At 73.6% G+C, this 11,777-nt stretch carries 9 protein-coding genes; 2 read left to right on the forward strand and 7 right to left on the reverse strand.

The genetic code is table 11. The features are described 5' to 3' along the window. Positions 1–370: 370 nt before the first annotated feature. The 5 genes from Psi01_RS37445 to pobA form a co-directional block, all read right to left on the reverse strand. The gene (locus Psi01_RS37445; protein ID WP_204068918.1) at positions 371–1,792 is read right to left on the reverse strand and encodes an aldehyde dehydrogenase family protein; all 1,422 of its coding nucleotides are present in this window, start codon (positions 1,790–1,792) and stop codon (positions 371–373) included. Between the two features lie 241 nt (positions 1,793–2,033). Then, a complete protein-coding gene (pcaDC, locus tag Psi01_RS37450; protein WP_373872539.1) occupies positions 2,034–3,383 on the reverse strand; it encodes a bifunctional 3-oxoadipate enol-lactonase/4-carboxymuconolactone decarboxylase PcaDC in 1,350 nt (449 codons plus the stop codon). Continuing rightward, positions 3,373–3,861, reverse strand: a complete 489-nt coding sequence (gene pcaG, locus Psi01_RS37455) for a protocatechuate 3,4-dioxygenase subunit alpha (protein WP_204068919.1) — start codon at positions 3,859–3,861, stop codon at positions 3,373–3,375. The genes pcaDC and pcaG overlap by 11 nt, the downstream gene beginning before the upstream one ends. Then, positions 3,861–4,526, reverse strand: a complete 666-nt coding sequence (gene pcaH, locus Psi01_RS37460) for a protocatechuate 3,4-dioxygenase subunit beta (RefSeq protein ID WP_204068920.1) — start codon at positions 4,524–4,526, stop codon at positions 3,861–3,863. The genes pcaG and pcaH overlap by 1 nt, the downstream gene beginning before the upstream one ends. 98 nt (positions 4,527–4,624) lie before the next feature. Continuing rightward, positions 4,625–5,794: a 4-hydroxybenzoate 3-monooxygenase gene (pobA, locus tag Psi01_RS37465; RefSeq protein ID WP_204068921.1), complete on the reverse strand. Its 1,170-nt coding sequence runs from the start codon at positions 5,792–5,794 to the stop codon at positions 4,625–4,627. 160 nt (positions 5,795–5,954) lie between these two features. Here pobA and Psi01_RS37470 point away from each other — a divergent pair, with 160 nt between their 5' ends. Then, positions 5,955–6,716 carry an IclR family transcriptional regulator gene (locus tag Psi01_RS37470; RefSeq protein ID WP_204068922.1) on the forward strand — a complete coding sequence of 254 codons (762 nt, stop codon included), beginning with the start codon at positions 5,955–5,957 and terminating at the stop codon, positions 6,714–6,716. 107 nt (positions 6,717–6,823) lie between these two features. Here the strand turns inward: Psi01_RS37470 and Psi01_RS37475 are convergent, their stop codons facing one another. Together Psi01_RS37475 and Psi01_RS37480 are read right to left on the reverse strand one after the other, a co-directional pair. Then, positions 6,824–8,269, reverse strand: a complete 1,446-nt coding sequence (locus Psi01_RS37475; protein ID WP_204068923.1) for an aldehyde dehydrogenase family protein — start codon at positions 8,267–8,269, stop codon at positions 6,824–6,826. Between the two features lie 13 nt (positions 8,270–8,282). Continuing rightward, positions 8,283–10,223 (reverse strand): FAD-dependent oxidoreductase, encoded by a 1,941-nt coding sequence (locus Psi01_RS37480; RefSeq protein WP_204068924.1) that lies wholly within the window; start codon positions 10,221–10,223, stop codon positions 8,283–8,285. Between the two features lie 196 nt (positions 10,224–10,419). Between Psi01_RS37480 and Psi01_RS37485 the strand changes: the two genes are divergently transcribed. Then, positions 10,420–11,673 (forward strand): alkyl sulfatase dimerization domain-containing protein, encoded by a 1,254-nt coding sequence (locus tag Psi01_RS37485; RefSeq protein WP_204068925.1) that lies wholly within the window; start codon positions 10,420–10,422, stop codon positions 11,671–11,673. Positions 11,674–11,777: the final 104 nt, after the last annotated feature.

Raw genomic sequence — 11,777 nt, forward strand, 5'->3', positions numbered from 1 at the left:
GCCGCTTCACCGTCTGACCCGGCCCACGCCGGTGAACCGCTCCGTCACCTGACCGAGACCCAGCAGGTTCACCGGCCGACCGAGAATCCAGCCGCTCGACCGCCTGCCCGATCCCCCGGCCACCCGACCGGGGGATCGGGCTCGCGGACCGGATATCTCACCATCCGGCCGGCACTCCAGAGCACACGCTTCACCACCTGCCCACGCCCGGCCACCCGACCAGGCGACCGAACCCACGAACCGGATATCTCACCATCCGGCCGGCACTCCAGAGCACACGCTTCACCACCTGCTCACACCCGGCCACCCGACCAGGCGACCGAACCCACGAACCGGATATCTCACCATCCGGCCGGGGTGATCTCGGAGGTCAGCCGGTCTCGGGGGTGGCGATGTGCACGACCTTGGTGTGGGTCATCTCGTCGAGCAGTTCCGGGCCGTAGCCGAAGCCCTGGCCGCTGGCGCCCAGGGGCTGGGCCGCGCCGCCGGGGGCTCCGCCGAAGACGGCGTTGATCTTCACTGTGCCGGCCCGCAGTTCGCGCCAGGCCCGCTGCATGTGCGCGAGTGAGGGCGTGAGCACCGTCGCCGCCAGGCCGTACTCGCCACTGTTGGCCAGTGCGAGCGCCTCGTCGAAGCTGTCCACCACGCGGACCGCCGCCACCGGCCCGAAGGTCTCCTCCCGCATCACGGGCATGTCGTCGGAGCAGTCGGCCAGCACGGTCGCCGGGTAGAAGGTGCCCGGCCCGTCGGGGACCTCACCGCCGGTCAGCAGCTTCGCGCCCGCGGCCACCGCCGAGCGGACGTGCTCGTCGACGAGATCGCGCTGGCGGCCGTCGACCATGGGGCCCAGGGTGGTCGAATCCTCGAGTCCCGAGCCCATCCGCAGCCCCTCGGCCTCGGCGACGAGGGCGGCGGTGAACGACTCGGCCACCGCCCGGTGCACGTAGATCCGCTCGACGGCGACGCAGATCTGCCCGGCGTTGGCGAAGCAGCCGAGCGCGGCCTGCCCGGCCGCCCACTTCGGGTCGACGCCCTCGTCCACGATGAGCGGGTCCTTGCCGCCGTTCTCGCGGAGCACCCGCCCGTGGGCGACGGCGGCGATCTGGCGGCCCGCCTCGCTGGAGCCCACGTGGGCCACCAGGTCGACGTCGGGGTGGGCGGCCAGCGGCCAGCCGGCGCTCTGGTCTCCGGCGACCATGGTGAGGGTTCCCGGGGGCAGGTCGGCGGCGAGCAGTTCGACCAGACGGGCCCCGGTGTGCGGGGTGCGCTCGGACGGTTTGTGCACCACCGTGTTCCCCGTCACCAGCGCGGCGCCGATCAGGCCGCACGCGATCGCCACCGGGTCGTTCCACGGGGTGATGGCGGCGACCACGCCCAGCGGCTCGCGGACCATCAGGTCGGTCGCGCCCCAGCCGCCCTGCAGGGTCCGGCCGCCGTGCAGGGGGCCCAGCTCGGCGTACTGTTCGAGGGTCCCGGCCCCGGCCTCGACGCCACCGCGCGCGTCGGCCAGCGGCTTGCCCATCTCCCGGGTCACCAGCCGGGCCAGCTCGTCGGCGTGCTCCCTGACCCGGGCGGCGGCGCGGCGCAGGATCGCGCCCCGCTCGGCGGGGGCCACGCGCGCCCAGCCGGGTGCCGCCTCACGCGCCGACCGTACGGCGGCGTGGACGTCCTCCTCGCACCCGCGCGGGCATTCGCCCACCCGATCGCCGGTGGCCGGATCGTCCACGGCGATCACGCCGTCGCTCGCACTCTCGCGCCATTCGCCGTCGGTGAAAAGCCAGAGCGTTCTCATCGGGGGTTCGTGCCTCCACTCCTGCGGACCGGGTCGCGGGACACCGGTGGGCGATGAGGCATTGCCCGTGAACGGGCGTGCGGAAACGTGCCGTCCCCTCCGGCGGCCCGCCGCCCTTCCCCGGGAACCGGTTCCCGCCCTCGTCCCTCCGGCGGCCGGGTTCCCTCCAGGTGGCTCTCCCCGTCCGGATCCCGTCCGGATCCCGCCCGGGTCCAGGCCGGGATCCGGGCGGGGACGCGGTTCAGGCGCCCGCCTCCGCCAGGGTGCGCTGGGCGACCGCGAAGGCGGCGTTGGCGGCGGGGACCCCGCAGTAGACCGCCGTCTGCAGGAGCACCTCCTTGATCTCGTCCGGCGTCAGGCCGTTGCGCAGGGCCGCGCGGACGTGCATGGCCAGCTCCTCCGGATGCCCGCCCGCCACGAGCGCGGTCAGCGTGACGCAGCTGCGGGTGCGCCGGTCCAGGCCGGGGCGGTTCCAGATCTCGTCCCAGGCGTAGCGGGTGATGAGGTCCTGGAAGTCCTCGGTGAAGGCGGTGGTGCGGGCGATCGCCCGGTCGACGTGGTCGTCCCCGAGCACCTCACGACGGGTCCGCATCCCGGCGGCCCAGCGGTCGTCGTCATCCCGCGTCCCCGCGATCCGCCGGCTGTCCCTCCGCGAGGAGGACCCGTCTGCGGACGGCCCGTTCCCGCTGTCCGCGGACGGCCCGGTCTCGTGCAGGTGGCGGGTCACCGCGGAGGTGACCGCCGCCGCCCGTTCCACGCTCGCCAGGTGGGCGCCGGGCACCACGGTCAGCAGGGCGCCGTCGATGCCGCGGACCAGGGTGAGGGCGTGGTCGACCGGGGTGGCCGGGTCGTCGGCTCCCGCCACGATCAGGGTGGGCGCCGTGATCGCGTTCAGCCCGCCGATGAGATCGTAACCCGCGATGGCCTCGCAGCAGGCCGCGTAGGAGCCGGGGTCCACGGTGTGCAGCATGTCCAGGACCCAGGAGATCCGGCCGGGGTCGTCCTCGGCGAAGCGGGGAGTGAACCACCGGCCGACCAGGGTCTGCGCGAGCTGCCGCATACCGTCGCGCCGTACGGCCGCCGCCCGCTCCAGCCACGGGCCGGGCTCGCCGAACCGCGCGGAGGTGCAGCACAGCACCAGGCCGGTCACCCTGCCGGAGCCCCGCGCGGCGACGGTGGCCGCGACCGCCCCGCCCAGGGAGATGCCGCCGATGGCGAACCGCTCCTCGCCGGTCAGCTCCAGCACGGCCTCGGCCAGCGCGTCGACGGTCAGCCCGGCGGCGACCGGTCCCCCTACGGGTTCGCTGCCGCCGTGGCCGGGCAGGTCGTAGCGCAGCACCCGCCAGGAGGCGGTCAGCGCCTCCATCTGCGGTTCCCAGATCTCCAGCGTGGTGCCCAGCGAGGGGCCCAGCACCAGCAGCGGCGCACCGGCCGGGCCGTCGACGCGGTGATGGAGCCGCACCGCCGTACGCCCCGCCTCCACACCCGGCCCCGCACCCGCTCCTGTCCCTGCACCCGTCACCGCACCCGTCACCGCGCCGTGCCGTACGGCCGCCGCCCGCTCCGTCCCCGGCGCGTGGTCAGAACTCAAGGAAGACCGTCTCCCCCTCGCCCTGGAGGCGGACGTCGAAGCGGTAGACGCCCCCGTCTCGCTGTGCGATCAGCGTCGCCCGGCGCTCGGGCTCCAGGCTGTCGAGCAGCGGGTCGGGACCGTCCTGGAGGTAGATGCGGGTCGCGACCGCGCACAGCAGGCCCCGCGCGAAGACCAGCAGCGCGAGGTACGGCCCGGCGGGGGGCGCGGTGCGGAACCGGTAGGTGCCGTCGGGCGCGGTGGCGCAGCGCCCGAAGCCGCAGGCGCCCTCCCCGCCGCGACGCAGCACGCCGCGGGTGCCGGCCTCACCCGTCCACAGCTCCAGCATCGCGTCCGGCACGGGCTCGCCCGCCCCGTCGAGCACCCGGCCGGTGACGGTGATCGCCCCGGGGTACCCGTCGGGCACCAGGTCGGGGCCGCCCTCGTAGGGCAGGGCGTGGCCGAAGAACGGTCCCACGGTCTGCGAAGGGGTGAGCATCAGTCCTCCATCGGGGTACGGCCGAGCACGACGTCGAAGCGGTAGCCCAGCGCCCACTCCGGCTCGGTGACGTCCAGGTCGAAGGCGGCCACGAGCCGCTCGCGGACCACCGGGTCCGGGACGGACTGCATGATCGGGTCGAAGGGGAACAGCGGGTCGCCCGGGAAGTACATCTGGGTGACCAGGCGCTGGGTGAAGGCGGTGCCGAACACCGAGAAGTGGATGTGCGCCGGCCGCCAGGCGTTGGGGTGGTTGCGCCACGGATAGGCGCCCGGCTTGATCGTGACGAACCTGTAGCGGCCCTCGCCATCGGTCAGGCACCGCCCGGCCCCGGTGAAGTTGGGGTCCAGCGGCGCGGGATGCCGGTCGCCCTCGTGGGCGTAGCGGCCGGCGGCGTTGGCCTGCCAGACCTCCACCAGCGTGTTCCTGATCGGGTGTCCGGAGTCGTCGAGGATCCGGCCGGTGACGATGATGCGCTCGCCGATCGGCTCGCCCGCGTGCTGCCGGGTCAGGTCGGCGTCGAGCGCGCCGACCTCCCCGTGGCCGAAGACCGGGCTGGTCAGCTCGATCGCGTCCGGGTCCGCCTTGAAGGCGACGGCCGGCTTGGACGGCGCCCGCAGGAGCGTGCTGCGGTAGCCGGGGCTCAGGTTGGGAGGGTGGATCATCAGCTTCCTTCGGGGGCGAGATGCAGGGTCCGTCGTCTCAGGGTCCGTCGTCTCGGGGTCCGTCGTCTCGGGGGCCGCGCCGGCTCCGGTGGTCCCGCTCACCGGAGCGCCTCGTACGGCAGGCCCACGTAGTTCTCCGCCAGCGTCGTCGCGGCCGCCTCCGAGGAGGTCACGTAGTCCAGGTACGACAGCTGCAGCCGGCGCGCGTAGGCGTCGTCGGAGTCGAAGGTGTGCAGCAGCGTCGTCATCCACCAGGAGAAGTGCTGTGCCCGCCAGACCCGCTTGAGGCAGATCTCCGAGTAGCGGTCGAGCAGTTCGGCGGAGCCGTCGGCGTAGAAGCGGGTCAGCGCCTCGCTCAGCACGCGCACGTCCGCGACCGCCAGGTTGAGCCCCTTGGCCCCGGTCGGCGGCACGATGTGCGAGGCGTCCCCGGCCAGGAAGAGCCGGCCGTACTGCATGGGCTCGGTGACGAAGCTGCGCAGCGGGGTGACGCCCTTCTCGATGATCTCCCCGGTGGCGAGGGTGAAGCCGGGCACCGTCTCCAGGCGGGCCTTCAGCTCAGCCCAGATCCGCTCGTCCGGCCAGGCGTCCGGGTCCTCCTCGGCGGGCACCTGGAGGTAGAAGCGGCTGACCTCGGGCGAACGCATGCTGTGCAGGGCGAAGCCGCGCTCGGTGCAGGCGTAGATCAGCTCCTCGGCCGACGGCTTGACCCGGGCCAGGATGCCCAGCCAGGCGAAGGGATACTCCCTCTCGTAGGCGGTGAGCACGCCCTCGGGGATCGACGGCCGGGACACCCCGTGGAAGCCGTCGCACCCGGCGATGACGTCGCAGTCGAGGCGCTCGCCGCCGAAGGTGATGTACGGCGAGTCCTCCAGCGAGTGCACGGCCACGTCGTCGACCTCGAAGCGGATGTCGCCGCCGACGGCCAGGCGGGCGGCGATGAGGTCCTTGACGACCTCCTGCTGGCCGTACACCGTGATGGTCCGCCCGGGGACCAGCTTCTCGAAGGCGATCCGGTGGCCCGCACCGCCGTAGCGCAGTTCGATCCCGGAGTGCGGCAGCCCCTCTCCGAGCATCCGCTCCCCCACCCCCGCCTCGATGAGGGTGTTCACCGTCCCCTGTTCCAGCACGCCCGCGCGCACCCGCCGCTCCACGTAGTCGCGGCTGCGGCGTTCCAGGACCACCGAGTCGATGCCGTTCAGATGGAGCAGGTGGGAGAGCAGGAGCCCGGCGGGACCTGCCCCGACGATTCCGACCTGAGTTCGCATGGAGGAGAGCATTCAGCCTCGGACCGGGAAAACCGAGCCTGGTCTTCCGCTCAGTGGAATACCGGGGCAGGATTCTCTCCGGGAGCGCGGGTGCGGCCCGGGCGCGGGATCCCGCACGGGATCTCCGGGCCCGCCGTACGGCGGACGCAGGGAGACGATCATGGCTGGTGGGGCGCGCGAGCCGGGGCGCTCGGTCACCTCCAAGGTGCTGGCGATCCTGGGCGCGTTCGACAGCGCCCACCCGCAGCTCAGCCTCTCGGACATCGCCCGCAGGAGCGGGCTCCCGCTGACCACCGCGCACCGGCTGGTCGGCGAGCTGGAGGAGTGGCAGGCGCTGAGCCGCACCTCCGACGGCCGCCTGCGCGTCGGCATGCGGCTGTGGGAGCTCGGCCAGCTCGCCCCCGCCCGGCTCCAGGACCTCGCCCACCCCTGGCTGCAGGAGTTGTTCGTCACCACCGGGGAGAACGTGCACCTCGCCGTCCGCGACGGCATGGAGGTGCTGTACGTGGACAAGGTGCACGGCAGGCGGGCCGTGCCGATCGTCTCCCGGACCGGCGCGCGCCTGCCCATGCACCCGACCGGCGTCGGCAAGGCGCTGCTGGCGCACGAGCCCGAGTGGTTCGTCAGCTCCTACCTGGCGCGGCGGCTGGAGCGGCCGACCCCGCACACCGTCACCGAGCCCGGCAGGCTCGCCCGCGAGCTGGCCGCCGTGCGCGCCCAGGGGTACGCGCTCACCTTCGAGGAGATGACCCTGGGCTCGTGCTCGGCGGCGGCCCCGATCCTCGTCGGGGGCAGGGCCGTGGCCGCCATCGGTCTCGTGCTGTCCTCCCGGCGGGCGCGCGAGCTCAAGCGCCTAGTGGAGCCGTTGACGGCCGCGGCGGACCGGATCGCGCACGACTACGCCCGGGCGCACGCGGCCTGAGGCGCTTGGAGGCCTGGGCACTTGAAAGCCTGAAACGCCTGGGACGCCTGGACACAGCCGGTCCGGGGGCGGCCATCCGATGGACGGCCGCCCCCGGGACCGGCCGGTCAGTACTGCAGCGAGGTCATGTTCGTGAACTCCTCGATGCCCAGCGCGCCGAGCTCGCGGCCGTAGCCGCTCTGCCCGAAGCCGCCGAACGGGGCGGTCGGGTTGAACACCCCGCCGTTGACCGCGACCTGGCCGGTGCGCATCCGCCGGGCGAAGGCGGTCGCGCGGTCGACGTCGCTCGCCCACACCGCCCCGGACAGGCCGTACGGCGTGCCGTTGGCCACCGCCAGCGCCTCCTCGTCGCCGCCGTCGTAGGGCACGACGGTCAGCACGGGCCCGAAGACCTCCTCCTGCTCGATGCGCGTGCCGGCCTCGGCCACCAGGACGGTGGGCCTGATGAAGAACCCGGTCGGGGTGGTCTCGGGCTGCTCAGGGCCGCCCGCCACCAGCCGGGCCCCGTCCCCGATCGCCTCGCGGATGTAGGCGCGCACGCGTTCCTGCTGGACCTTGCTGACCAGCGGGCCCTGCTGGGTGCCCGGGTCCATCGGGTCGCCGACCGTCGCGAACTGGGTGAACAGCTGCAGCAGCTCCTCGGCCTCGGCCAGGCGGGCGCGGGGCACCAGCAGCCGGGTGGTGGCGCTGCACGTCTGCCCGCTGTTGATCAGGCATCCGGTCAGCGAGCCGGCCACGGCGTTGCCGAACTCCTCGGCCGACAGGTCGTCCAGCAGCACGCTGGCCGACTTGCCGCCGAGCTCCAGCGCGGTGCGCTTGGGCGCGGCGGCGGCCAGCTCGGCGACCCGGCGCCCGGCGCGGGTGGAGCCGGTGAAGGAGACCATGTCCACGGCCGGGTGGGAGACGATCGCCTCGCCGACCACCGGGCCGGTCCCGGTGACCAGGTTGAACACACCGGGCGGCAGGCCCGCCGCGTCGACGATCTCGGCGAGCAGGTAGGCCACGCCGGGCACCAGCTCCGACGGCTTGAGCACGACCGTGCACCCGGCGACCAGGGCCGGGGCGACCTTGGCCGCGATCTGGTGCAGCGGGTAGTTCCACGGAGTGATGGCGCCCACGACGCCGACCGGCCTGCGTACCAGCACCGAGTTGCCCGAGCGCCGCTCCCATTCGACCTGGCCGGCGACGTCCTCCATGGAGGCGAAGTCGATCACGGGCAGGCCGGCCTGCACCATGACGGCCAGCTGCCAGGGCGCGCCCATCTCACGCGAGGCCGTCAGGGCGATCTCCTGCGCGCGGGCCTTGAGTCCCTCTGCCACGGCGGCGCACATCTTGAGCCGGTCGGCCAGGGGCGTCTCCGACCAGCCGGGCAGCGCCCGGGCCGCGGCGCGGGCGGCCTTGTCGACGTCCTCGGGCGTGCCCTCGGGCACGGTGCCGATGACCTGCTCGGTGAAGGGGTTGACGATCGGCAGCGTGCCGGTGCCGGTCGAGGGGATCCAGGCGCCGTCGACGTAGATGTGCTCGCGGGTGTGGTCGATCTCCGGGGTGGTCATCTCTCGCTCGCTTTCAGGCCGCGGTGATGTGCTCGGCGGTGCGGTGGGCCAGGGCCATGCACGTGAGCATCGGGTTGGCGCCGGAGGGCGTGGGGAAGGCGCTGGTGTCGCCGATCCAGACGCCGGCGACGTCGTGCAGCTCGCCGGTCGGTCTGGCGACGGAGGTCTGCGGGTCGGTGCCCATGCGGGCGGTGCCCATCTGGTGGGCGCTGCCCATGAACAGCCCGCCCGCGCCGATGTGGATGGAGTCCAGGCAGGCCATCCAGGCCTCGAAGTCGTCGCCGCGCCGGAAGACCGGCGGGGTGGCGCCGAACCACAGCTCCTCGGCCCCGGCGGCTAGGTGCAGCTCGGCCAGGGCGCGCAGGCCCTTGCGGTAGGCGGCGATGTCGCGCTCGTCGGTGAGGGCGTAGGTGTGCACGGCCTCGCCGTTCCCGTCGATCGTCACCTGTCCCCCGGCGTGCTCGCGCAGGACGAACAGGAAGTCGGCCATGCGGCCGAGCTTGCTCATCGCCTCCTTGGCCTCGCGGCCGTCGCGCCGTGCGAGCTGGAAGGCGAAGACGCCGGTGTAGTACTGCGAGCCCTCGATCAGCAGGCCGTACCCGTCGCCCAGGTCGCGGAACTGGTCCACGATCGCGGCCTGCGGCGGCCCCCACCACGCCCGCTGGTCCTCGGGGTAGACGCCGAAGATTCCCGCGCTGGGGTGGAGATAGAGGTGGTGGCCGACGACGGGCCCGCCGATGCCGGAGCGCAGCAGCAGCGCCGGGGTCTCCAGCGCGCCGCAGGCCACCACGACGTCGGCGGCGCGCACCGTCACCCGGCGGGTCTGGCCGCTGCCGGGGTCGGTGTAGACGGCCTCGACCCCGGTGGCCCGGCCGCCCTCGGTGAGGACCCGGTCCGCGCGGGTGTGGACGAGGATCTTCGCGCCGTGGTCGGCGGCGTCGCGCAGGTAGGTGTTCAGCGTGCCGCGCTTGCTGCCGCTCGGGTCGCCGAACTGGGTGTAGCCGGCGGCGACCGGGTCGTAGCTCGCCTCGTCGACGTTGCGCACCGCGGTGTGCATCGACCAGCCCAGGGCCTTGGCGCCCTCGGCCATGCGCTGGTGCGGGCCGTTGAAGTCGCTGCACCGGTCGTTGGCGCCCATGCGGGTCAGCACCGCCTCCAGGTGGCGGTCGAACTCCTCGGTGTCGAGGCCCTCCAGCCCGTGCTCGCGCGCCCACTCGCGGCGCACCGCGTCGCTGGGCCGTACGCAGTTGTGCCAGTTGATGGTGGTGCCGCCGCCCAGGGTGTGCCCGGCGAGCAGGCCGATGTTGCCGTCGGCGGAGACCGACAGGCCGCCCCGGTACATCATCTGCCTGCCCTCGATCTCCAGCTGGCGGTAGTCGCGCTCGCTGGTGGCCCCGCCCGCCTCCAGCACGACGACGCGCCGGCCGCGGGTGGCCAGCACCCCGGCGATCGTGCCGCCGCCCGCCCCGGAGCCGACGACGACCACGTCCGCCTCCAGCACCTCGCCGTCGGCCGGGACGTGCGGGGTGATGTACGGCTCCGCCTGCGGCGGCGTGATCTGCGGGCCGGGGTAGCCGTACTGCGCCCAGAAGGGGTTGCGCCCGCTCTCGTCGGTGACCGAGTGGGCCAGCATGCACGCTCCCGCGCGCAGGGTGGAGATCGCGACGAGAGCCTCGGGCGCCAGCGCCATGGCCGTGGCGAGCATGCCCTCGCGGGTCGCCCGCCCCTGGTGCTGGAAGCCGAGCATCGCCAGGCCGTCGAGCAGCTGCGCGACGCCCGTCTGGTCCGCCTCCGGCAGGGTCTCCAGGTACTGGGCCAGCGCCTCGTCGGCGCCGACCGCCGAGCCGGGCGTCGCCCAGAACCCGTTGGGGTCGTCCTCGGCTTCCAGCGCCGGGACGGCGGTGTCCACCAGCGCGCGCAGCACCTGGCGCTGGACGGGGGTGAGAGCAGGCACAGGTCCTCCATCGGAAATGGGCGGGTCCGGCCCGCCCGGCGCATGTGACCACCGGTCACATTAGAACTTGGTTCTGTGACGTGCAACACATCGCGACAAATGGAGTGACCTGGATGGTTGTGCGCATTCCGCTCACCGAGCACAGTGAGCACATTCATACCTGGGGCTCACCTCGGGCTCACCTCGGGAGCGATCGATGGACATCGTGGAGTACGCGGACCTGGTCTGGAGCGGGAAGGCCGACGACAGCATCGTGCAGAGCGGCCTGGCCGGGCGCGGGGTCGTCGAGGTCGTGGAGGGCGTGGGCTTCCGCAGCGGCTTCGGCAACACGGTCGTCGTCCTGGACGGGGACCGCGCCGCGCTGTTCGACACCGGCAACCCCTTCGACGCCGAGCGGCTGCACCGGGAGGTGCGGAAGTGGACGGCCGACCCGGTGACGGACGTGGTCTACTCCCACGGGCACATCGACCACGTCTCGGGGGCGGGCCCGTTCGACGCCGAGGCCGGGGCGGCCGGGCGTCCCAGGCCCGTGGTGAGCGCCCACGAGGCGGTGGCCGCGCGCTTCGACCGCTATCTCATGACCCTCGGCTACAACGCGGTGATCAACCGCAGGCAGTTCCAGATCGAGGACCTGAGCTGGCCGTCGGAGTACCGCTACCCGGACGTCGTCTACCGCGACACGCTGACCGCCGGCCCGTTCGAGCTCTTCCACGGCAAGGGCGAGACCGACGACGCCAGCATCGGGTTCCTGCCCGGACCGCGGGTGCTGCTCCCCGGCGACCTGTTCATCTGGGTCAGCCCCAACTGCGGCAACCCGCAGAAGGTGCAGCGCTATCCGCGCGAGTGGGCGATCGCGCTGCGCCGGATGGTCACGCTGAACGCCGAGATCATGCTTCCCAGCCACGGCGCGCCGATCTTCGGCGCCGACCGGATCGAGCAGGCGCTGGTCGAGACCGCCGAGTGGCTGGAGAGCCTGGTGGAGCAGACCCTCGCCATGATCAACGACGGGGCCCGGCTCGACGCGATCGTGCGGGAGGTCCGCCCGCCGGCCCGCCTGGCCGACCGGCCCTACCTGCGGCCGCACTACGACGAGCCCGAGTTCATCGTGCGCAACATCTGGCGGCTGTACGCGGGGTGGTACGACGGCAACCCGGCCAACCTCAAGCCCGCGCCCGACGCCGTACTGGCCTCGGCGGTGGCCGGGCTCGCGGGCGGTGCGGCCAGGCTCGGCGAGGCGGCGCTGCGGGCGCTGGAGGCGGGTGACCAGCGGCTGGCCGGACATCTGGCCGAGATGGCCGTGCAGGCGGCCCCCGGGGAGGCGGACCTGCACCGGATCAGGGCCGAGGTGTTCGGGGCCCGGGCTGCGTCCGAGGCGTCCCTGATGGCGAGGGGGGTGTTCTCCTGGGCCGCCGCCGAGTCACGCCGGGCCACCGGATCGCAGGACGCGTGACCCGCTGTCCCGGGCCGGGACCGGATTCGGGGTCCGGTACGGCGCGCGGGCCGGGACCGGGTTCGGGGTCCGGTACGGCGCGCGGGCCGGGACCGGGTTCGGGG

Source organism: Paraplanobispora siamensis (assembly GCF_016863175.1).
Taxonomy (GTDB): Bacteria; Actinomycetota; Actinomycetes; order Streptosporangiales; family Streptosporangiaceae; genus Planobispora; species Planobispora siamensis.

Bases quoted from the DNA above. Each gene is read 5' to 3' on its own strand.
- Psi01_RS37445 (WP_204068918.1), bottom strand. From the start codon at position 1,792: ATGAGAACGCTCTGGCTTTTCACCGACGGCGAATGGCGCGAGAGTGCG.
- pcaG (WP_204068919.1), bottom strand. From the start codon at position 3,861: ATGCTCACCCCTTCGCAGACCGTGGGACCGTTCTTCGGCCACGCCCTG.
- pcaH (WP_204068920.1), bottom strand. From the start codon at position 4,526: ATGATCCACCCTCCCAACCTGAGCCCCGGCTACCGCAGCACGCTCCTG.
- pobA (WP_204068921.1), bottom strand. From the start codon at position 5,794: ATGCGAACTCAGGTCGGAATCGTCGGGGCAGGTCCCGCCGGGCTCCTG.
- Psi01_RS37470 (WP_204068922.1), top strand. From the start codon at position 5,955: ATGGCTGGTGGGGCGCGCGAGCCGGGGCGCTCGGTCACCTCCAAGGTG.
- Psi01_RS37475 (WP_204068923.1), bottom strand. From the start codon at position 8,269: ATGACCACCCCGGAGATCGACCACACCCGCGAGCACATCTACGTCGAC.
- Psi01_RS37485 (WP_204068925.1), top strand. From the start codon at position 10,420: ATGGACATCGTGGAGTACGCGGACCTGGTCTGGAGCGGGAAGGCCGAC.